This is a genomic window from Saccharibacillus endophyticus (assembly GCF_013185185.1).
In the GTDB taxonomy this organism is placed as follows: domain Bacteria; phylum Bacillota; class Bacilli; order Paenibacillales; family Paenibacillaceae; genus Saccharibacillus; species Saccharibacillus endophyticus.
This window is the reverse complement of the sequence record NZ_JAAZWE010000002.1, coordinates 268,567-289,252: the sequence shown is the minus strand read 5'-3', so window position 1 is coordinate 289,252 and position 20,686 is coordinate 268,567. Positions and strand designations below refer to the sequence as shown.

Annotated in this window: 19 protein-coding genes; 16 read left to right on the top strand and 3 right to left on the bottom strand. The window is 53.1% G+C overall.

Annotated features, from left to right (window positions below):
- Nucleotides 1-72 precede the first annotated feature (72 nt).
- The 3 genes from HRQ63_RS07175 (at nt 73) to HRQ63_RS07165 (ending at nt 1,796) form a co-directional block, all read left to right on the top strand.
- Nucleotides 73-687, top strand: a complete 615-nt coding sequence (locus HRQ63_RS07175) for a histidine phosphatase family protein (protein ID WP_172241277.1) — start codon at nt 73-75, stop codon at nt 685-687.
- Nucleotides 688-698: 11 nt separating this feature from the next.
- Nucleotides 699-1,508 carry an ABC transporter ATP-binding protein gene (locus HRQ63_RS07170; protein ID WP_371873236.1) on the top strand — a complete coding sequence of 270 codons (810 nt, stop codon included), beginning with the start codon at nt 699-701 and terminating at the stop codon, nt 1,506-1,508.
- A 126-nt stretch (nt 1,509-1,634) separates the two neighbouring features.
- On the top strand, nt 1,635-1,796 hold the full coding sequence (locus HRQ63_RS07165; RefSeq protein WP_169833742.1) for a hypothetical protein: 162 nt from the start codon (nt 1,635-1,637) through the stop codon (nt 1,794-1,796).
- 183 nt (nt 1,797-1,979) lie between these two features.
- Here HRQ63_RS07165 and HRQ63_RS07160 read toward each other — a convergent pair whose 3' ends face one another.
- A complete protein-coding gene (locus tag HRQ63_RS07160) occupies nt 1,980-3,251 on the bottom strand; it encodes a HAMP domain-containing sensor histidine kinase (protein WP_172241272.1) in 1,272 nt (423 codons plus the stop codon).
- Nucleotides 3,252-3,282: 31 nt separating this feature from the next.
- Nucleotides 3,283-3,984 carry a response regulator transcription factor gene (locus tag HRQ63_RS07155; protein ID WP_172241268.1) on the bottom strand — a complete coding sequence of 234 codons (702 nt, stop codon included), beginning with the start codon at nt 3,982-3,984 and terminating at the stop codon, nt 3,283-3,285.
- Between the two features lie 202 nt (nt 3,985-4,186).
- On the opposite strand from HRQ63_RS07155, the gene HRQ63_RS07150 reads away from it, so the two are divergent.
- The 7 genes from HRQ63_RS07150 (at nt 4,187) to HRQ63_RS07120 (ending at nt 11,495) form a co-directional block, all read left to right on the top strand.
- Nucleotides 4,187-6,778 (top strand): HlyD family efflux transporter periplasmic adaptor subunit, encoded by a 2,592-nt coding sequence (locus tag HRQ63_RS07150; RefSeq protein ID WP_172241265.1) that lies wholly within the window; start codon nt 4,187-4,189, stop codon nt 6,776-6,778.
- A complete protein-coding gene (locus HRQ63_RS07145) occupies nt 6,771-7,475 on the top strand; it encodes an ABC transporter ATP-binding protein (RefSeq protein WP_172241262.1) in 705 nt (234 codons plus the stop codon). The genes HRQ63_RS07150 and HRQ63_RS07145 overlap by 8 nt, the downstream gene beginning before the upstream one ends.
- Nucleotides 7,472-8,728, top strand: coding sequence for an ABC transporter permease (locus HRQ63_RS07140; protein ID WP_172241259.1), 1,257 nt, complete (start codon nt 7,472-7,474; stop codon nt 8,726-8,728). The genes HRQ63_RS07145 and HRQ63_RS07140 overlap by 4 nt, the downstream gene beginning before the upstream one ends.
- Nucleotides 8,729-8,863: 135 nt before the next feature.
- A complete protein-coding gene (locus HRQ63_RS07135; RefSeq protein WP_229714267.1) occupies nt 8,864-9,373 on the top strand; it encodes a GNAT family N-acetyltransferase in 510 nt (169 codons plus the stop codon).
- A gap of 96 nt (nt 9,374-9,469) precedes the next feature.
- Nucleotides 9,470-10,387 carry a phosphotransferase enzyme family protein gene (locus HRQ63_RS07130; protein WP_172241256.1) on the top strand — a complete coding sequence of 306 codons (918 nt, stop codon included), beginning with the start codon at nt 9,470-9,472 and terminating at the stop codon, nt 10,385-10,387.
- Between the two features lie 4 nt (nt 10,388-10,391).
- Nucleotides 10,392-10,886 (top strand): GNAT family N-acetyltransferase, encoded by a 495-nt coding sequence (locus HRQ63_RS07125; protein ID WP_172241253.1) that lies wholly within the window; start codon nt 10,392-10,394, stop codon nt 10,884-10,886.
- A gap of 165 nt (nt 10,887-11,051) precedes the next feature.
- Complete coding sequence (locus HRQ63_RS07120) at nt 11,052-11,495, top strand: Hsp20/alpha crystallin family protein (protein ID WP_172241250.1); 444 nt, start codon at nt 11,052-11,054, stop codon at nt 11,493-11,495.
- Between the two features lie 221 nt (nt 11,496-11,716).
- Here HRQ63_RS07120 and HRQ63_RS07115 read toward each other — a convergent pair whose 3' ends face one another.
- The gene (locus tag HRQ63_RS07115; protein WP_172241247.1) at nt 11,717-12,772 is read right to left on the bottom strand and encodes a hypothetical protein; all 1,056 of its coding nucleotides are present in this window, start codon (nt 12,770-12,772) and stop codon (nt 11,717-11,719) included.
- Between the two features lie 358 nt (nt 12,773-13,130).
- On the opposite strand from HRQ63_RS07115, the gene HRQ63_RS07110 reads away from it, so the two are divergent.
- The 6 genes from HRQ63_RS07110 (at nt 13,131) to HRQ63_RS07085 (ending at nt 20,387) form a co-directional block, all read left to right on the top strand.
- Nucleotides 13,131-14,066 (top strand): DnaJ domain-containing protein, encoded by a 936-nt coding sequence (locus HRQ63_RS07110; RefSeq protein WP_172241244.1) that lies wholly within the window; start codon nt 13,131-13,133, stop codon nt 14,064-14,066.
- 79 nt (nt 14,067-14,145) lie between these two features.
- Nucleotides 14,146-16,806 carry an ATP-dependent chaperone ClpB gene (gene clpB / locus HRQ63_RS07105; protein WP_172241241.1) on the top strand — a complete coding sequence of 887 codons (2,661 nt, stop codon included), beginning with the start codon at nt 14,146-14,148 and terminating at the stop codon, nt 16,804-16,806.
- Between the two features lie 118 nt (nt 16,807-16,924).
- The gene (locus HRQ63_RS07100; RefSeq protein WP_371873235.1) at nt 16,925-17,605 is read left to right on the top strand and encodes an HD domain-containing protein; all 681 of its coding nucleotides are present in this window, start codon (nt 16,925-16,927) and stop codon (nt 17,603-17,605) included.
- Between the two features lie 43 nt (nt 17,606-17,648).
- On the top strand, nt 17,649-17,915 hold the full coding sequence (locus HRQ63_RS07095; protein ID WP_188525553.1) for a hypothetical protein: 267 nt from the start codon (nt 17,649-17,651) through the stop codon (nt 17,913-17,915).
- Between the two features lie 17 nt (nt 17,916-17,932).
- Nucleotides 17,933-18,664 carry a metallophosphoesterase family protein gene (locus HRQ63_RS07090; protein ID WP_172241238.1) on the top strand — a complete coding sequence of 244 codons (732 nt, stop codon included), beginning with the start codon at nt 17,933-17,935 and terminating at the stop codon, nt 18,662-18,664.
- 190 nt (nt 18,665-18,854) lie between these two features.
- Entirely contained in the window at nt 18,855-20,387 is a 1,533-nt protein-coding gene (locus tag HRQ63_RS07085; RefSeq protein ID WP_172241235.1) for an NAD(P)H-binding protein, read from the top strand.
- Nucleotides 20,388-20,686 lie beyond the last annotated feature (299 nt).

Genomic DNA, 20,686 nt, shown 5'->3' with positions numbered 1-20,686 from the left:
ATTGAACCGGAAAAAAGGACGACAATAAAGATATGGGATACACTATAGCGCATATTGGGGGATGAAACACTGATGATAGAATTGTTGGTCGTGCGGCACGGCGAGTCGCAGGCGGATTTGGAAGACCGCCACGAAGGCCGGGCGGATTTTGAATTGACGCCGCTCGGCGAGCGTCAGGCGGGTCTTGCCGCAGCCTGGATCGCGAAGCGGTATCGCCCGCACGAGATCCTGGCTAGTCCGCTGAAGCGCGCCGCGCGCACAGCCGAAGCGATCGCTCAAGAGTGCAAACTCTCGGTCGCGTATGATGAAGATCTTATGGAGTGGGATAATGGACTATTGGCCGGTCTCAAGCGCGACGAAGCACGGCTTCGTTATCCGCTGCCGAGCACAGGTCGTCAGCCGCATGATACATTTGCCGGCACCGAATCGGAAATTCAGTTTCGTGCCCGGGCGGAATCTTTTTTGTCGAAGCTTCTTTTTGCCCAACAAAACAAATCGGATCTGCACCGGATTTGCATCGTTTCGCATGGAGGCATGATCAATATGTTATTCCATAGCTTAACGAATCTACCGTTCCAATCGGAGATTTCTCTGGCAACAGGGGATACGGGAATCCACCTTTGGCGCATCGACGGTTCTCGCAAGCGAATCGTGTTTATGAACGCGCAGGAGCATTTGCGGAGTTAATCGAAGACGGGATGATCCATTGCTTTAAAGGAGGAAAGAACTTGGCCGCAGTTATCGAATTGAAAAACGTCTCCTGGAGACGCGGAGAGAACATGATTCTGCAAAACATCGACTGGACCGTCGAAGAAGGCCAGCATTGGGCGGTGCTCGGGCTTAACGGTTCCGGCAAAACAAGCATTCTGAACATGATCAACGGGTATATGTGGCCCACAAGCGGCGAAATATCGGTGCTTGGACATAAATTCGGTACGATTGATTTGCGTGAACTGCGTAAATCGATCGGCTGGGTAAGCTCATCGCTACAGGAGAAAATCCGTCCGAACGAACAAGCGCTGGAGATCGTCATCAGCGGTCGTCACGCCTCGATCGGGCTCTATACAGAAATTGAACAGGCAGACCGGGAAAAGGCTGAAACGCTCATGCGCGATCTGGGCTGCTCCCACTTGGTCGGACGCGCCTATCAGACCTGCTCGCAAGGCGAGAAACAAAAGCTTCTGATCGCACGCGCCCTTATGGCTTCCCCGAAGCTGCTGATCCTGGACGAAGCGAGTAACGGCCTGGACTTCATCTCCCGCGAAGCGCTGCTGCAAAGTATCGATGCCTTGTCCTCGCGTCCCGACGCGCCTACATTGCTGCTCGTCACGCACCATACCGAAGAGATCTCTCCGGTATTCTCCCACTCGCTATTGATCCGCCGCGGAGAAATTTTCGCCCAAGGCCGCTCAAACGAAATTTTAAGCGATAGCAATCTGTCCGATTTCTTCGAAATGCCCGTCGGCGTGGAATGGCGCGGCGGCCGAGCCTGGCTGTCCGTTCGCTGATACCGGAAGCAAGTCTTGAACCCGTCGTTCGTCCGTCATTTCGAAAGCCCGTGTTTTCTTCTCGGTGAAGCGGGTAATAATACCTTGTCGAAACAAAGACCAGAACCCACCGAGGAGGAAAACAACATGACAGATTCCAACCAAGATCCGAATCAACAAAGCGCCGGCGAAGATACCCTGATGGAAAAAACGCGCAAAGAAAACGGAGCCAACGTCGAAACGCAGGCCGACGAGTGGGACAACAAACCTTCTCCGAAAGCCGCCGGCGACGAAGACGACAAAAAGTAACCCGCCCGAAATCTTGAAGATTTCGTTGCGGCAACACCCATAAACATAGCTTTATCAAAAAACGACGCCCGAACATCGGCGTCGTTTTTTACGTCTTTTATCTTTTCCTTTCCCCTCAAAGTGGTTAGCTTGCATCTTTCGAGTAACCAACGTGCGACTCCCGCAGCGCCTCCCGGCACCCACTTACGAAACCACCGGCAAACTAACCTCCACGCTGTACATTTTCTCCGTCCTCACCACATCAAAGCTCCCCCCGTGATTCTGCACGATCTGCTCGCACACTTTAATCCCGATACTGTTGCTGTCCGCATGAACGCTGCCTTGCTTGATCCGATTTTTAACATGAATATACAGCCACTTTTCCTGCAAGGTACACGCGATCGTGACAGGCTCGGACTTATCCGCATACTTGAGCAGATTGGAAAACAGATTATCGAACACCCGCTGCATCGAAATGACATGGATGCTCAGCGTGAACGGATCATTGCAGGGAATGAACTCCAATTCAAATCCTTCATCCATCAGCAGAGGCGCATGCGTGCCGATCATCTGATCGAGCAAAGGCAGCCCGTCGTATTCGTCCAACTCCAACAGATCGTTTTGATTGTAAGACACCAAAAAGTATTCAAACAATTGATCGGACAGATGCTTGATCCGGTAGGCGTTGTCTTTGCTGTTCGCGATATATTTGAAAAGTTGTTCGTCCGACTTGTATTTGCGATATTGAATAATGTCGAGGTAGCCGATCAGCGCGGTTAGCGGAGTACGCAAATCATGCGACATCGCGGTAACCAGCTCGTTGTTGGCTTTTCGGGCCAACTCCTCGTTTTCCAATCGTTCGATAAAAGATTTTCTCATCTCGTTGATGCTTTGCGCCAGAGACGACAACTCGTCTTTCCCCTTGATCGTGATCGGATATTCCAGATTGCCGCCTTCCAAAATTTTGATTTCATTTTCCAACACTTCGATGTAAGAGGTCTTGACATTAATCAACAGCAGCACCGCACATAGGAAAAACGCGAATGCGACAGCCAAAGACGCAAAAGTGACCATCGTGTAATAGCGGTACTCCGCGAAGGACTCGATGAAGACCTGAGCATCGGCGTCCGTAAACGGAACGTTATACAGGGATTCGTCAGAAACAAAAGGCTCGGCGTTTTCTCCTTCAGCTTGCACATAGAACCCGTCCGAGGAATACACCAGCTTTTTATCCTCATAAATATACATCGTCACATATTTCTTTTTACTCGACCAGTCGTTCAATCGTTGATCGTCATGGATGCTTAACCGATTTTGCGAAACGAATTCCGACAACTCGGCGATCATCTTCTGGTTCTGCTGCGCTACGAAAGAAGGTTGGCCGAAGTGACGGTCAAGCAAAGTGGAGCCGAGCGATTGCAGCGCAATGAACAGCAGAAAGGCCAGCACGACCGCCGCCACCAAGGCCGCAGTCAACTGGACCTTCAATTTTAAGCGAAAAGAAGGCCTACTCAATGCGATACCCCTTTCCCCATACGGTCTTGATCAGCTTGGGCTCCTGGGGATCGTGTTCCGTTTTCTTTCTCAGATTGCGGATATGAACCATGACGGTATTGTTGCAGCTGTAAAAGTAAGGTTCTTCCCACACGCTTTCGTACAGATTTTGAGCGGAAAAGATTTTACGTTGGTGTTGCGCCATGAGCAGTAAAATTTGATATTCGATATCGGTCAGCACGATCTCTTTGCCGTCTACCGTAACTTCATGAGAGTCCGTATTGATCGACAAGTCGCGAATTTGGATCAGGTTGGAGGAAGCTGCAGCCTTTTCTTTACCCCGGTACACATAGTATCGCCGCAGCAGCGCCTTAACCCGATAAACCAACTCCGTATAGGAAAAAGGTTTGGACATATAGTCGTCGCTTCCGACGGAAAAGGCCATGTATTTATCCGAATCCTGCGTTTTGGCAGTGAGGAAAAGGATAGGGGCGCTTGTTTTTTCGCGAATATCGATGCACGCTTTGAAGCCGGATTTGACGGGCATCATAATGTCGAGAATAATCAGGTCGATCCGGTCCGTGACTTTGTTCACCGCATCTTCGCCGTCCACGGCTTCGATCACTTCGTAGTTCTCGCTCTCCAACAATACGCGCACGATTTCTCGAATCTCGTTATTGTCGTCGGCGATCAAAATCGTTTTGGGATCATTCATAAGCGTTCCTCCATGTGCGGAGCTGATTTTTCTTGGTTGATTGCATGCTTTTGTCGTATGGTTCATTCTAACTTGTTTGTCGGTCAAAGCTGAACTCTACTTAAGAATTATTAAGAATTGGCATTGGCGGTTCTTAAGGTTGCTTCGGTAACTTTTCAAGGTGTGTATTCGACAACCCAACAAGAAAGGATCGAACCTGGAGATGAATAGAATCGGACAAATTTTCAAGCATAAATGGATATGGATTACGCTGTTGTTCTTGGCCATCGCCGCATGGTGGATTTGGTCTTCGATGCTGAGCGCCAAAAGCGCGGAAGGACAAGGCTTGGAGAGCCTGCAGACCACGTCGCTCGAAAAAGGAGAGATTACCCGCACGCTGCTCGTCTCGGGCAGCGTGCGCAGTCAAAATAGCCGCAATATCTATGCGCCTTCTTCGCTCAAATTGACCGAAGTGCTGGTGAAGGAGGGCGATGTGGTGAAAGCCGGACAAAAGCTGGCTGCGCTCGCTACCGCGGATCTGATTTTGGATATCAAATCGGCTGAATTGAACTTGCAGAACTCCAAAGAATCGCTGAAAAGCGCAGGTACGGACAATAAAAACGCGATCGCGACCGCGAAGGTCAGCGTAGACTCGGCTGCGCTTGAAGTACAGACGGCTCAACGCCAATACGATGAAGCGAAGGCGCAGGCCGAGAAAAATCCCGGTACCGCGGTACTGTCGGCCCGAGCTGACGTGAAGACCGCCGAGCGTCAGCTTGCCGTTGCCCGGAGTCAAGCGGAAGGAGCGGCAGGCAGCACATTACTGTCGGCCAAAAAGGACCTGGAAATCGCTCAGCGCCAATATGATGCACTGCTGGGTCAGGATCAAGGACAATCGGGCACGACAGTGGTTTCGGCCAAAAAAGAGCTGGATATCGCGCAGCGTCAGTACGATGCGTTGGCAGCCCAAAGCAAAGGAAACTCGGGCAACTCCGTATTGTCCGCGAAAAAAGACGTAGAGGCAGCCCAGCGCGCCTATGATCAGTTGGTCGCGCAGGGGAACTTCACGCCGACCGTACAGTCCGCAAAAAAAGATCTGGAAATTGCGGAGCGGGCTTATCAAGAATCGCAGCTTCCGATCGAAAGTACGCCGACGGTTAAAATAGCAAAAGCGGAACTGACCTCGGCAGCCAACAAATACGCCCAACTGCAAAAAGGAAAGCCGCTTAGCGAGCAATCCGCATTGAATCGATACAACAGCGCAGTCGATGCTTTGAACCAAGCGCAAAGCGGTACCAACAGCCAGGTGAACCAGGCGACGATTGCTTTGCAAAATGCGGATCGGGAATATAGAGCGGCGTCGGCTGCCTACGAAGCCAGCAAAACCGCTGATCTGCCTGCCGGTGATCCCGCGCTGAAAAGTGCAGCCGATCAAGCAAGCGCGAACGTCAGCGAGAAGCAAGCCGCACTTACGTTAGCCAATCAAGCGCAGCGCGACAGCATCAAATCGGCTCAAGATGCCGTGACCAGTTCCGACCTGGATTACAAACAGTCCGCGGAAAGTTCCGCCGAAGCGCTGGAACAGGCCAAGCAGGCTGTGGACCGTGCGCAGCTGAGCTATGATTCAGCATTGAAGAGCGCCGCCGATGCCAAAATAAACGCAAAAGACACATGGGACAAAGCCAAGCAATCTTTTGACGGTACCTGGAACAGTTCCCAAGAAGCATTGGCCAATGCCGGAGATGCACTAGAGAAAAGCAAACAAGCGTACGACGCGGCGCTTAAAGGGGCATCCGAGTCCCTGGTCGGTGCTCAAGATAGTCTGGACAAAGCTAAACAAGCGTATGATAACGCCGTAAGCAGTTCCAAAGAGTCGTTGACGACAGCGCGGGATGCCTTGGACAAAGCCAAACAAGCTTACCAAAATACGGGCAACACCGCGAATGAAGCTCTTGCGGCCGCACAGGAATCCCTCGAGAAAACAAAACTTGGCTATGAAAGTGCGTTGAAAAACCAAAGCGAAGCTTTTGCCGCCGCGGCATTAGCCCTGGAACGCGCCAAAAACAGTTATGAGAGTGCGCAGTTGAGCCGGCAAATTGCCGAATCCAAAACGGAAGGTGCTGCGCAGCTCAGTATCGAATTGCAACAAGTAAGCTTGGACAAATTAAAGAAACAGCTTACGGATACCGTGATTATATCGCCGATTTCCGGAACCGTAACGTTTAAAAACGCGACTGTGGATCAATTTGCGGCAGGACTGATGTTCACGGTCGAAGATACTTCGAAATTGACGGTATCCGCGGCGATCGGCGAAGCGGATATCGGCTCTATGCAGGTCGGTCAGCCGGCCTTCGTGCAGACGGACGGCACGGGCGATGAAGAGTTCAAAGCCAAGCTGGCTTACGTCGGCGCATCCGCGGTGAAGAATGCGACTGCAGGAGATTCGACGGCAGCGGCGGCAGCAGTCAATACCAGCGTGCAATTTGCGGCTAACGTGGATATCGACAAAGCAGATCCGCGTATTCGCGTAGGAATGAACGCGCGGATGACCATTGTGCTGGATCGGAAGAACGACGTATTTTCAGTACCTTTGGACGCCGTAACAACGGGGGATAGCGGAGATATCATCTATGTTCTGCAGAACGGTCAACTTCAGGAGCTTCCGGTTACATTAGGTATTCAAAACGATATCAGCGTCGAGATTCAGTCGCCTCGGCTTTCGCCGGGAATGACGATTATTTCGGCCGCACAGGAGGCAAGCGACCTGCTTACGGCTTCACCCGAACTCAAAGGGGAGGCTGCTTACAATGATTGAGATCCGTAATGTGGTCAAGCGCTATTTCGCGGGCACGCCTAACGAAATTACGGTGCTTGACGGGATTGATTTGCACATTGCTTCCGGAGAGTTTGTCGCGATCGTCGGACAATCCGGTTCGGGCAAATCCACGCTGATGAATATTATCGGGGCGTTGGATCAACCGAGCAGCGGAGAGTATGAGTTAGGCGGCACTCCGATCCAGCGGATGAACCGGGATGAATTGGCACAGATTCGGAATCGGAAGATCGGGTTTGTTTTTCAATCGTTCAATCTGATCCCGCGCAACAGCGCTTTGAAAAACGTCGAGCTGCCGATGGTGTATGCAGGCGTCAAGCCGGCCGAGCGCAGCCGTCGCGCCAAAGAATTGCTCGCCATGATGGGCATGGACGAACGGATGGATCACCAACCGAATGAGTTGTCCGGCGGTCAAAAGCAGCGGGTCGCTATTGCGCGTGCGCTGGCGAACAATCCCGATATTATTTTGGCCGATGAACCTACGGGAGCTTTGGATTCCAAAACGGGCAATCTGGTCATGGAGATCTTCTTGCGCATTCACCGGGAAGAGAAAAAGACCATTTTGTTCATCACGCACTCGACCGAATTGGCAGAGCTGTGTCCGCGCGTGGTGACCGTCAAAGACGGACGGATTGTTTCGGACAAGGCCGGGTCGAATAGGGGAGGCACCCTTTCATGATTGAAAATCTTTTGCTTTCCCTGGAAAGTCTGCGCGCCAACAAAATGCGTTCGTTTCTCACCATGCTGGGGATCATCATCGGGATTTCGTCCGTCATTGCCGTTATTTCCGTAGGCAATGCGATGACTTCGTCGGTCACGAATCAATTCGCGGAGTTCGGCATCAATAACGTATCGATCGGCATGCAAATGCGGGCGGAAGAAATAAGCGGGGAATTCAGCGCGGCAGCGGCAAAAGTACCCAAAGACTCCGATCGAATCTCCAATGAGCAAATCGACGCGATGCTGAGTCGTTTTCCGGAGATCGAGACCCTTTCCTTATCCGAAGATGCGGGACGCGGGAAAGCCAAACTAGCCCGCAAATACAGCAACGTCTCGATAAGCGGCGTCAACGCAGGTTATGCCAAAGCCAACAAGGTCAAAATGGCGGAAGGGCGTTACGTCAGCGATACGGATATCAAGGGAACGCGTAACGTCATTGTGGTATCCGATCGTACCGCGGATGCGCTATACGGATCGAATAAAGCGGCGATCGGCAATAATATGATCATTTACACGGATAAAGCGATTAAGCAATTCACGATCATCGGCGTCTATCAGTATGCCCAGCCGTCCGGAATGGGCGCGATGGCATCCGATAAAGACCTGGAGACAAGCAGTTATATCCCGGTCAGCACCGCTAAAAAAGATTCGCAGTACAAGGGATTTACTTCGTTAACGGTTGTTCCCCGCACGGGTACGGATCTGACCGTCTTTACGGATAAGATCAGCGTCTACTTAAGCAAGATGTACGAGAAGAACAAAGAATGGGAATCGTATGCCTACAATATGAAAAGCGAGCTGGAATCGACCAATTCGATGATGAAAACTTTATCGCTCGCGGTCGCGGCAGTTGCCGGCATCGCTCTGATCGTCGGAGGGATCGGCGTCATGAATATCATGCTGGTTTCCGTAACGGAGCGGACGCACGAGATCGGCGTGCGTAAAGCCTTGGGAGCCAAAGATGCCCATATTCGCACGCAATTCGTGGCGGAGGCGGTATTTCTGTCCGTGACGGGGGGCTTGATCGGAATTACGTTGGGCTTGATTCTCGGCTTTATCGGTTCCAAGCTGATGGGTGCAGAATTCGTCTTGTCTCCGTATATCATCGTGGGAACCGTATTATTTTCGATGTTCATCGGAATCTTTTTCGGTTACTACCCGGCAAACAAGGCAGCCAAATTGAATCCGATCGACGCACTGCGTTACGAATAGATCCGCAATGAAGCCGAAACCTTTCTCCATGCGAATCCTTTTTGCCTAATGACTGGAATTTTAGTAGAATAAAAAGGGCTGATGGTCCGATTGCGCCTTCGGCGGGCAACCCATAACAGACGGGAGCGGATTAGGATGAGCGAGTTGATTATGCGTACGGCCGGGTCTGACGATATCGTGCAGTTGGCCGAAATGCGATACGATTATACGCTGGAGGATCATCCGGAATTGACAGTAACGGACGAGCAGAAGCGGGATTATACCGACGAGATGCACGAGTTTTTGGAAGAAGCGATCGGTTCGGAAAACTGGGTCGTCTGGGTAGCCGAATACGGCAGCGAGATTGTCGCCCATGCCTATCTGGAAATGATTCGCAAAGTGCCGAGACCGGGAAAAGCGACCAAGCCGTTTATCTACATGACGAATGTCTATACCCGTCCCCGGCATCGCGGACTGGGCATCGGAACTCGTCTGACGCAGGTCATCGAGCAATGGTCGCGCGAGTTGGAGCACGACTTTATCGTCGTTTGGCCCAGCGGACGCGGCGAAGATTTTTATTCGAAAAACGGTTATACGGCTTGCTCGGTTCCGATGGAGCTTAAGCTTTCATTCGAAAGCGCGCAGCAAAGGGGTTCCTTCTTGTAACGCGAATAAACCAGGAAAGCCGAAATATCGAAAGCGCGCGGTCATGGCCGCGCGCTTTTTTTTCGGTTAAGCTGTATGCGGAAAGGCGGACAAAAAATGGAGAAGTTCGAAAAAAACTTCAGCCGGGAAGCGATCCGTGCCGCGGAAGCATTCGGAATCGGCAGGCTGCTTAAGGAAAACCGGATCAATGGCGGCATGACGTCAAACGCCAGGCGATTGGATACGGAAAACGGTTTTTACGTACTGCGCAAGTTGTCCGGCATCGCCCAAGCCCGAAACGAGCATCGCGTTTCTCAAGCCTTAAAAGGACTGGACGTTTGTCCGGAGATCATGACACTCGCAGACGGATCGGGCTGGATGCATAGTCCGGACGGATATTACAATATGCAGCGTTGGATCGAACCTTTGCCGAATAGGCCGACGGTACCCGATTACGCGGAGCTTGGAGCAAAGGTCGGCCTGATGCACGCGGCGTTGAGAGGGGAAGGACTGGAAGCGCAGGCGGACCGATTCGATCTGGAACGGACATGGTCTTCTTTCTTGTCCGAACATGCAAGGATGGATGCCGAATATAAACCTTTGATCCGGCGAATGGCTCGCGATATAGAGGCCTGCCTGATCGAATCCGAAAATTTGATGCCGTCCGTTCCGATTCACGGCGACTTGGGCGTTTGGAATCTGGTGTTCGGCTCGAACGGCGTACGCATTATCGATTTCGGCGAACTTAGGCACGGTAATCCGCTGTTCGATCTGGGCTCGCTATTGGCTTCGACGTTGAACGTTTGGGACCAAGGGGCCGAAGATCGCCTGACGTCTTGCATCCGCGTCTATGATATCCATGCGGAAAGCTTCGAACCTAATGTTTTGGCACGGCAGATCCGACTATGGAATATGCGGGGAGCCGCGGCGATCTTGAAAAAGAACGGGTTGAACGCCGAAACGGCCCGATACGCCAATCATGTCATGCAGCAGCATGAAGCGTTCGCGGTTTTGTTAAATTCAAAAGGAGGCTGATGTAATGGACCAAAAGGCGAGCGGTCGTGCGGATTATGCGATTCGAGACGAGATCGAAGGGGATGCAGGTCGATTGATCGAATTGTTCGGCCAGCTGGGTTATCCGGTTTCGGAGGAAGAGCTGTCTCTGCGGTTGACCGCTTTGCGCGGCCGCGAAGATTATGCGATACGGGTCGCGGAGCGGGACGGGAAATTGATCGGCATGATCGCTTTCCATAGCGAAAAGGCGCTGCTTCAGCCGACCTGCGAAGTCCGCGTCATGGCGCTCGTGGTGGCGGAGCAAGAACGCGGAAGCGGGATCGGCGGACGTTTGTTGGCCGAAGCCGAAGATTGGGCTAGGGACCGGAACGCTTCTTACATGCGCCTGAACAGCGGGATAAGGGAAGAACGAAGCAAGGCCCATATTTTTTATCGAAGCCGCGACTATGATTCGGGCTCGATCGGATTTTCCAAAAAACTGCGCACGGATTTCGAACGGCCGAGCGTAAAGTCGAAATAAATAAAAATAATTATGGAAAACACGAATAAAAATGCTTGTGCGGTCGTATAGATACGTACAAGATCGGTTGTCGGAGCCAAAAAGCTCCTGACCGGTTTTGCGAATTGTTCCGAAGAACTCAGACGCCTGCTTCATCGACACCCGATTTCGAGAGGAGAATGGAAAATGTTCCAACAAGGACCATTCGGCAGACACGCGGAAGAAATTTTCGATCAAATGGCAAAAGCTTTCGGAGGCACGTTCAGCGAGGATTTTGCGGACAAGTTCCGGGAACGCGCCTTATCGTTCCGGACCGACATTTATGAACAAGACGGCAGGTACTATCTTGAAGCGGAGCTTCCCGGTTTCGACAAAGAAGACATCGATATCGATTATACTGCTTCTTATCTGACGATCCGTGCCGTCCGTCGAGACGGAAAGCTTCAAGACGATACGCGCCGAATTATTTTAAGCGAACGCCGCTACGGCGAATTCGTCCGCCGTTTCTATCTGGAAGACGCCGACCGAGAAGGGATCCGCGCCCTGCTGAAAGACGGCGTGCTCAAACTCGACATCCCGAAAAAAGACAGCCCGGGCAGCAAACGAATCCTGATCGAAAGCGAAGATTGATTTTCGCGAACATAAAAAGACACCGGCAACGGTGTCTTTTTATGTCTATAAAACTAACCCACCAAAGCCCTGCTTTGATAAAAGAAGCGAAAGCGAAGGGAGAAATTCAGTGAAAAACGCCTTTGAACGCGGAAAGCTGCAAGCTTTCTGCGTGAGACAGCGTTTTGAACGAATTTTTCCCGCAGCGCTCCCCGCTTCCCTTATCGAAAAGCATCTCCCCCTCAACGTAACGTGGATTGGAATCGAACGACCGCTTCCGCGAGCGTTGTACGCGCTTCTTTCAGTTGAGCCTGCGTGGACGTTCTGGACAGCGTCAACGCGGACTTGTTGATCGCTTTGCGCAGCTCGCCGAAGGACGAACTCGGATACTGTCCCGCGCGGATGCCTTTCGGCGAATCGAGCAGTTTGCGTGCCTGGACCAGTTCATCGGACAATAGCGCAGCTTCCGCAAGCTTGTCGTAGGTCGTTTGCACATTGCGTTCGGCAGCTTCCACGGCCAACAGGCCGGACGTGCCGTTCAACAAGGATTCGAGCCCGTTCGCTTGGGCGCAGAAATCGTTCAACAGCTTTTGAACGTACGCGTCGTTTGCTTGACCGGCCGCCAACTGCTCGGCTTCCTGACGTTTGACGCCGAGCGCATCATGCTTTTCCGCGCGATCGAAATGCATGGCGTCGCGCAGCGCCGCGGCACCGTCGATATAGTTGCGGTATTCCTGCCTGAACTGCTGCACCGTTGCCGTCTCGTCATAAGCGACTGCCTGAGCCTGATCGATAATCGTGAACATGCGATCGGCGGCCGACTGCGGATACGTTCCGGGAGTCGTTCCGATCGAATCATTCAGCATTCGGACCATTTGGAAAGTTTGCCGTTCAAGAAGGGAAGCGTCGCGAATGTATTCTTCGATGTAGGCAGTAAGGGCGGAATCGAGGGTGGCGGAGGCGGCATTGAGTTTGGAGGTCGAAGAGGTCGAATCGAGCAGCAGGGCGTAACATTGATCCGAAGCGGCTTTCACGGCTTGATAACGGGCATTGTCCGGGTCGCTGTAAAAGTCGCCGGCTGCCCAGGAACTCATCGCCAACTTTTGAAGCATCGCGATTTTCTCGGGTTTATTCCAATCGATGCTGTGGGTCTGCGAAGCTTGAACGTTTACAGAATCGGCAGCTGCGTATGTAGAAGGGGTGAATGCGTTACCGTAGAATGTTCCGCTGAAGAGAATGCCGCAGACCAAAGCCGACGAAGCGCATTTTTTCATGCTGGGTAATGTATAAGTTTTCAAAAGAACTCCTCCTCGTGTCGATCGTGGTGCAAGTCTGGATGACGGATGTCCTTATAGCGATCAAAAAGTTAAGAAGTGAATTTTCTTCCCCATCTAAATTAAACCAATGATCGAAAACGAAACGTCATTATGAAGAAAAAAACGGAAAATGTATGACCATATGGATGCTTTTATGTCCATCTGGCATCATTTTTCGTTTTTTTGAAAGGGTTTGCGATATTTTGCGTCGAAAAACCGAACCGATACGTAATGAGAGAAAGGTGCAAGCCTGTCTGGCTTCATATAAAATAAAAAGAAATCAGGGTAAAGGATAATAGAAGAAACGGGCTTTGCACGGCCCGTAAGGGGGAGGATGGCCATGCCGGACAAAAACCATTACGACGTACTCGGAGTCGACGCGAACGCCTCCCAGTCGGAAATCAAGAAAGCGTATCAAAAATTGGCGAAACAGTGGCATCCCGACGTAAACAAGGCGGAGGGAGCCGAAGCCCGCTTCAAAGAAATCGCGGCTGCTTACGAGATTTTGGGCAGCGAGGAAAAGCGCCGCGACTACGATGCTTCGCGACGCCGATCGGCTTCCGGATTCGGGGGAGCCGCGCGCGGGCGTTCATCCGGTTCGCAGGAACCGGGCTTCGGCGGCGGGAGCAATTTCGACTGGATCAACGATCTTCAGCATGAAGATATTTTCGATATGTTTTTCAACGAGCGCATGGGCGGCATGGGCGGAATTCCGGGCGGCTTCGGCTCGGCAGCGGCGGATGCGGGTCCGCGCCGCCCGACGCAATCGACGCTCGAAGTTACGCTCGAACAAGCTTACGCGGGCGAAAAAGTTCGTATCGAGCTGGGCGGCAAACAGATCGGATTGCGGCTGCCGGAGCGTTCCAGAAACGGAAATACCATCCGCATGACCGGAAACGGCAGCAACGGCCTGGCGATCGGCGAAGAACTGTTGATCGTGCTGAAGATCGCGGAGCACGCTGTTTACTCGTTGGAGGAAGAAAACCTGATCGCGGCGCTTCGTATCGCTCCTTGGCAGGCCGCGCTCGGAGGACAAGCGAGAATCGTGCTGCCGGACGGCGCCGCGGTAAATATGAATATTCCGCGGGGAATCGCCGCTCGGCGGCGGCTGCGCATTCCGCGCCGCGGCCTGAAAAAAGCGGACGGCACGTACGGCGACTTTTTTGCCGAGATCGAGATCGCGATTCCCGATCCGTCGAAAGAAGAAGAAGAGTTGTACCGCCGTTTGGAAGCCCTCTCGAAATTTAATCCGCAGCTGACCAAACGAAAATCTTGAGATCGGACTCGTTGAAAAATATGACGCGTGACGGAGCGTGCACGAAAAATGCCGTTATGATTGTCTGGAGGAGAAAAAAATGGACTTTAATCGGTTGACGCAAAAGCTGGAAGAAGCGATCACCGATGCGCAATCGCTTGCGGCGGCAAGCGGTCATCAGGAGATCGACACCCCGCATCTGCTCAAAGCCCTGCTGAGGCAAAAAGACGGCCTGCTGCCCCGGCTGCTGAGCCGTGCGAATATTTCGCAAGAAAACATGGGTCGCAAAACGGATGAACTGCTGCGGCGGAAAGCCCGGGTTAGCGGAGGCGTTCAGCCTTACTTCTCGGCCGATCTGCTTGCCGTGTTGGAGCAAGCGCAGCGTGAAGCGGAGAAGATGCGCGACGAGTTTACGGCGGTTGAGCACGTCCTGCTTGCTTTTGATCAGGACAAACGCGGCGGCGTACGCGAACTGCTGCGCGGGGAAGGGATTACGCAGAGCAAGCTGCTGGAGGCGCTCAAAGAGATTCGAGGCAACCAGCGGGTAACGGGGCGAGAGCCGGAAGCGACCTATGAAGCTTTGGAAAAATACGGCCGTGATCTCGTCTCGGAGGTTCGCGCAGGCCGAATCGATCCCGTAATCGGGCGCGATGCCGAGATTCGCCGGGTCATTCGCATCCTTTCCCGCAAAACGAAAAACAATCCGGTACTGATCGGCGAACCGGGCGTCGGCAAGACGGCGATCGTCGAAGGACTGGCGCATCGCATCGTGCGCCGCGACGTGCCGGAAGGGCTCAAGGACAAAACCATCTTTTCGCTCGATATGAGCTCGCTCGTCGCGGGCGCGAAGTATCGGGGAGAGTTCGAAGAGCGGCTGCAAGCGGTGCTGCGCGAGATCAAGGAAGCCGACGGACGGATCATTTTGTTCATCGACGAAGTGCATACGATCGTCGGCGCGGGCAAGTCCGAAGGCGCGATGGATGCGGGCAATATGCTGAAGCCGATGCTTGCGCGCGGCGAACTTCACTGCATCGGAGCGACGACATTGGACGAGTACCGGGAGAATATCGAGAAAGACCCCGCGCTTGAACGCAGGTTCCAGCAGGTGCTGGTCGGCGAGCCTGGGGTTGAAGATACCATTTCGATATTGCGCGGCCTGCGGGAACGGTTCGAAGTCCATCACGGCGTCAAAATTCACGATAACGCGCTGGTCGCGGCCGGCGTGCTGTCGGATCGATATATCTCGGACCGTTTTCTGCCGGACAAAGCAATCGATCTGGTGGATGAAGCGTGCGCCATGATCCGGACCGAGATCGATTCCATGCCGGGCGAGATGGACGAAGTCACGCGCCGCATGATGCAGATGGAAATCGAAGAAGCGGCGCTGCGCAAAGAAACCGATCCTGCCAGCCTGCGACGCCTGGAACATTTGCAGCGCGAGCTTGCGGATCTTAAAGAAAAGCATCTGGTGATGAAAGATCGTTGGGATCGGGAAAAAGCGTCGATCGAACGCGTTCGCGAGCTTCAGCGGAGCCTGGAGAAAGCGCGAAAGGATCTGGAGGACGCGCAGGAGGAATACGATCTGAACAAGTCGGCGGAACTCAGCTACGGCATTATCCCGGGGCTTGAACGCGAATTGAAGCAGGCCGAAGAAGAAGCGCACGGCAGCGGCGAAGATCGAATGCTGCGCGAAGCGGTGACGGAGGAAGAAATTTCGGATATCGTGTCAAAATGGACAGGCATTCCGGTCAGCCGTCTGGTCGAAGGCGAACGGGAGAAATTGCTGCGTCTCGAAGACATTCTGCGCGAACGCGTAGTCGGTCAAGATGAAGCGGTGAGTCTGGTGACGGATGCCGTGCTGCGCGCGCGTGCCGGAATCAAGGATCCTCATCGCCCGATCGGTTCGTTTCTGTTCCTCGGCCCCACCGGCGTCGGGAAGACGGAGCTGGCCAAGACCCTTTCGGCAGCCCTGTTCGACCGCGAAGAAAACATGATCCGCATCGATATGTCCGAGTACATGGAAAAGCACAGCGTCTCGCGCCTGATCGGCGCCCCTCCCGGTTATATCGGCTATGAAGAAGGCGGGCAATTGACCGAAGCCGTCAGACGGCAGCCGTATTCGGTCATTCTGCTCGACGAAGTGGAAAAAGCGCATCCGGACGTGTTCAATATTTTGCTGCAATTGCTTGACGACGGGCGCTTGACCGATTCGCGCGGACGAGTCGTGAATTTCAAAAACACCATCGTCATCATGACTTCCAATATCGGCTCCGCGCATCTGACCGCAGAGGCTTCGGTATTCTCCGTTAAGGGAAGCGAGTCGGCGAATGACGGAATCTCCTCGGCAATCTCGGAGGCCGCGCGTGAACAGGTCATGCGCGAATTGCGAAACCATTTTCGTCCCGAATTCCTGAACCGCGTCGACGACATCGTGCTGTTCCGACCGCTCGGCCTATCCGAAATTCAGCGAATCGTCATCAAGCTCGCAGGAGAACTTCGCAGCCGCTTGGCCGAACGCCGAATCGAACTGGAACTAACCGACCGGGCCGCCGGCTTGATCGCCCAAGAAGGCTTCGATCCCGTCTACGGCGCAAGACCGCTCAAACGCTTTATCCAACGTACCCTGGAAACCCGCGTCGCCCGCGCTCTCATCGCCGGAGAAGCGCAGGACGGGGACAAATTGCTGGTGGACGAGACGAACGGAAAATTGAACGTGACGGTTTTGCCCAATCAAGAAGATCTGATCCCGAAATCCAAATAATTCGTCTTGATCTTCAGTGGAAGCATAGGCTGGCAATTTTCACGAAGCGCCCGCACTTTCTCCCCTCGGCAGCACTTTTGAGCTACAATAATAAGATCACGCAATAAAGGAGCATGAAATGATGCACGACAACCGTTCTACCCAAGCGAGACAGGCTGATATTCTTCAAGCCGCGGCCGCCCTCGCCAAAAGCGAACTGGAGCACGAAGGCAGCGGACACGACTGGTGGCATATCCATCGCGTGACCGAGCTTGCCAAAAGAATCGCGGCAGCCGAAAAAGCGGATTTGTTCATCTGCGAACTGGCCGCGCTGCTGCACGATCTGGTAGACGAGAAGCTGGTCGACGACCCCGAAGCGGGCATGAAGCGGACGGAGAGCTGGATGCTGGAAAACGACGCAACGGCAGAAGAGGCCGCGCATGTCGTGGAAATTATTTCGACATTGTCTTTCAAAGGCGGAGCAGGCAAGCCCATGACGACGCTCGAAGGTAAAGTCGTTCAGGATGCGGACAGACTGGATGCGATCGGAGCGATCGGGATCGCGCGCACCTTCGTCTACTCCGGGAAAAAAGGCCGTCCGATGTACGATCCGAATATCCCGGTTCGTCAAGAGATGACGCCCGAAGAATATCGGAACGGAAAAGATACGGCGATCAACCATTTTCATGAAAAATTGTTGAAGCTCAAAGACCTGCTGAATACCGATTCCGGTCTTGCAATCGCCGAACGGCGGCATGCTTTCATGGAAGAGTTTCTGGAGAGATTCGACCGGGAATGGAACGGAACCGACGGTTTGTGACTTTGATTATCGCCTGACGGAGAGATTAAGGGAGAAAGCGAACATGACAGAAAGTTTCGATCCGATCCTGCTGGATTTTCCCGAACAATTCGAGACGCCGCGATTAATCGTTCGGGCAACGCGCCCCGGCGACGGAGCGGAGCTGAATGCGGCGATTCGCGAAAGCAGGGAAGAGCTGGTTCCGTTTATGCCTTTTACCCGGGTACTGCCGGAACCGCAAGCGACGGAAGCGATGGCGCGCCGCAAAAGGCTGCATTTTCTGGAGCGAGCGGTTCGGATTTTTAGGTTCAAACAAGATTCACGCATGTAGAAAACGGAGGATTATCGATGAGTAAATTTGCTATTATATCCGACATTCACGGCAATCTTCCGGCATTGGAAGCGGTACTCGACGATATCGGCAGTCGAGGAATCACGGAAATTTATTGCTTGGGCGATCTGGTGGGAAAAGGACCGAGCTCGGACCTTGCGGTTGATCTGATAAGTCGTCACTGCCGGCATGTGGTTCGAGGCAATTGGGACGAGTTTTTGCCGCAGCCGACGGAGTTTCCGACGCTGCTGTGGCACCAGAAGCTGCTCGGCGAGCAAAGAATGGATTATTTGCGGTCGCTGCCTTTTTCGATCGAGTTCAGGTTAAGCGGCCGATATGTGAGGTTGTTCCATGCTTCTCCGCGCAGCGTCTATGAGCGGGTACAACCTTGGGACGATTATGAGCGCAAAATCAGCCTGTTCGAATATTCGGATTTGAACGCAGAACCCGTGAAGGCCGATGTGGCGGGATACGGGGATATTCATAACGCCTACATGCAGCATATGGAGGGGCGAATGCTGTTCAATGCCGGCAGCGTGGGCAATCCGCTCGATATGACGCAGGCCTCTTACGCGATTCTTGAGGGTGATCCCGGCGAGACGCGCAGGACCCGGCTGGACCTGACGTTTGCGCGCGTGCCTTACGATATCGAACTGGCCGTGCGCCAAGCGCAGGAAGCGGACATGCCCGATTTGGAGCCTTATGTGCGCGAGATTACGACAGGGCGTTATCGCGGACTGAAAGATTAAGAGGAAGACCGAGAAGCTCTGACGATGAAAAGAACCTGTATGCCCGGATTTGCGCACGAACGCGCAAGTCGGCATAACGGGTTCTTTTTCGCGAAAAAGGGTAATGAACATCAGCGGTAGATGAAGGATGTTGGCTACTGAACCTTGCTTATAGACATCGGAGAAAATCTCATACGAAGAAGGTGCGCATATGGACAAGGAGACGAACGATCAACAACGCCCCAAGGTTATCCTGACCGGAGCAAGCGGCTATATCGGCCATAACCTGATGCAGAAACTTATAGAAGATTATGACGTAATCGCGCTGTCGCGCCACGGAGACTCGCATGAAGACGAAGAGCACGTGGAATGGAGAAGCTGCGATTTTTATTCGATGGACGATGCGCTGGAGTCGCTTCAAGGAGCGGATTATGCTTTTTACCTGATCCATTCCATGATGCCGACCGCCAAGCTGACCCAAGGCGACTTCGAAGACATGGACGCGATTCTCGCCGATCATTTCGCGCGCGCGGCCCGGAAGAATGGCATCAAGCAAATCGTATATTTGAGCGGGATCGTGCCGGACGACGTGCCGGAAGAAGAATTGTCGCGCCATTTGCGAAGCCGATTGGAAGTGCAGCGCATTCTCGAATCGTCCGACGTTCCGGTCACGACGATTCGCGCAGGACTGATCGTAGGCCCGCAAGGTTCGTCGTTCCCGATCCTTTACAAGCTGGTGCAAAGGCTGCCGATCATGACGCTGCCGACCTGGACGCGCACCAAGACGCATGCCATTGCGCTGGACGACGTGCTGAATTCGCTGAAAAACAGTCTCGGTAACGAGGACGTCAAAGGGCGCGCGGTCGATGTGGGCGGACCGGATATCATGAGCTACAAAGAAATGATGCAGCAGATGGCGGAAGTGCTCGAAGTGAAGCGGCGCTTTATCGACCTTCCGCTGCTGACGGTCAATTTGTCGAGACTGTGGGTTTCGCTGATTACCGGATCGCCGAAAGAAATGGCTTATCCGCTGATCGAGAGCCTGATTCATCCGATGGTTGCCCACCCCGACCTGAAAGTCGAAGGGATCAGCGACGGCAAAGTCACGTTCAAGCAGGCGGCGAGAGATTCGTTGGAAGAAGAGGAAAAGAAGAAGCAAGACGCCGAGCGCAAGCAGCGGGAGTCTTCGCGCAACGAAGAGTCAAAGCCGACGGAGAACGAAAAAAAGGTGGAAAAATCCGACGTTCGTTCCGTGCAGCGCGTCACGCTTCCTGAAGGCAAGGATGCGCGTTGGGCGGGCGAATATTATATCCAATGGCTGGGCAAATCGATCATGCGACCGTTTATCCGTACGGAGACCGGCGAGGACGGAGTCAGCCGAATCTATATTCGTTTCTTCAGCAAGCCGATTCTTGAATTGAGTTACGACGCGTCCCGAAGCGATAACGAGCGTGCCGTATACCGGATTACCGGAGGCATGTTCGCCAACGCGAAAGATGCCCATCACGGCAGGCTTGAATTTCTTATGATTCCGGGGTCGAGCGACTGCGTCGTGGCCATTCACGATTATATGCCTTCAATGCCTTGGTTCCTGTACAAATACACGCAGGCAAAGCTGCATTTGGCGGTCATGTACGCGTTCCGGAAGCACTTGGAGCGAAAAGGCAGTCTCGGCAAATCCAGCACGTCCAACAAAGCAGGAGGATCGGTCGGCACGCCGGCTTCATTGGAGGCGAAAAGCTGATTGCTTCATAGATAAATGTTCGCGACGGACGGATACAAGAAATGAATTACGTTTGCTGCGAGAAGATAACGATAATGAAAAGCGATTCGCGGGCCATCGGAGAAATCTCTATCGCCTGCGTTTCGCTTATTTTGCGCGTTTCTCCATATAAATAAGAAGGAATATGAAAGAGCGCCGCCGGCAATGTGATAAAAATCTTTGCGCATTGCAGTAATTTGCGTTATTATTAAATTATAATCATTCTAATTAAACGTTAAAGCTGAAAGCCGACTGAGCGGTGAACAGACAGCATAGAAGCT

What these genes read in the sequence shown, in the direction of transcription:
- HRQ63_RS07155 (WP_172241268.1), bottom strand. Translation starts at nt 3,984, where the DNA reads ATGAATGATCCCAAAACGATTTTGATCGCCGACGACAATAACGAGATT.
- clpB (WP_172241241.1), top strand. Translation starts at nt 14,146, where the DNA reads ATGGACTTTAATCGGTTGACGCAAAAGCTGGAAGAAGCGATCACCGAT.
- HRQ63_RS07165 (WP_169833742.1), top strand. Translation starts at nt 1,635, where the DNA reads ATGACAGATTCCAACCAAGATCCGAATCAACAAAGCGCCGGCGAAGAT.
- HRQ63_RS07175 (WP_172241277.1), top strand. Translation starts at nt 73, where the DNA reads ATGATAGAATTGTTGGTCGTGCGGCACGGCGAGTCGCAGGCGGATTTG.
- HRQ63_RS07085 (WP_172241235.1), top strand. Translation starts at nt 18,855, where the DNA reads ATGGACAAGGAGACGAACGATCAACAACGCCCCAAGGTTATCCTGACC.
- HRQ63_RS07170 (WP_371873236.1), top strand. Translation starts at nt 699, where the DNA reads ATGATCCATTGCTTTAAAGGAGGAAAGAACTTGGCCGCAGTTATCGAA.
- HRQ63_RS07120 (WP_172241250.1), top strand. Translation starts at nt 11,052, where the DNA reads ATGTTCCAACAAGGACCATTCGGCAGACACGCGGAAGAAATTTTCGAT.
- HRQ63_RS07130 (WP_172241256.1), top strand. Translation starts at nt 9,470, where the DNA reads ATGGAGAAGTTCGAAAAAAACTTCAGCCGGGAAGCGATCCGTGCCGCG.
- HRQ63_RS07125 (WP_172241253.1), top strand. Translation starts at nt 10,392, where the DNA reads ATGGACCAAAAGGCGAGCGGTCGTGCGGATTATGCGATTCGAGACGAG.
- HRQ63_RS07140 (WP_172241259.1), top strand. Translation starts at nt 7,472, where the DNA reads ATGATTGAAAATCTTTTGCTTTCCCTGGAAAGTCTGCGCGCCAACAAA.
- HRQ63_RS07135 (WP_229714267.1), top strand. Translation starts at nt 8,864, where the DNA reads ATGAGCGAGTTGATTATGCGTACGGCCGGGTCTGACGATATCGTGCAG.
- HRQ63_RS07110 (WP_172241244.1), top strand. Translation starts at nt 13,131, where the DNA reads ATGCCGGACAAAAACCATTACGACGTACTCGGAGTCGACGCGAACGCC.
- HRQ63_RS07145 (WP_172241262.1), top strand. Translation starts at nt 6,771, where the DNA reads ATGATTGAGATCCGTAATGTGGTCAAGCGCTATTTCGCGGGCACGCCT.
- HRQ63_RS07150 (WP_172241265.1), top strand. Translation starts at nt 4,187, where the DNA reads ATGAATAGAATCGGACAAATTTTCAAGCATAAATGGATATGGATTACG.
- HRQ63_RS07090 (WP_172241238.1), top strand. Translation starts at nt 17,933, where the DNA reads ATGAGTAAATTTGCTATTATATCCGACATTCACGGCAATCTTCCGGCA.
- HRQ63_RS07100 (WP_371873235.1), top strand. Translation starts at nt 16,925, where the DNA reads ATGATGCACGACAACCGTTCTACCCAAGCGAGACAGGCTGATATTCTT.
- HRQ63_RS07095 (WP_188525553.1), top strand. Translation starts at nt 17,649, where the DNA reads ATGACAGAAAGTTTCGATCCGATCCTGCTGGATTTTCCCGAACAATTC.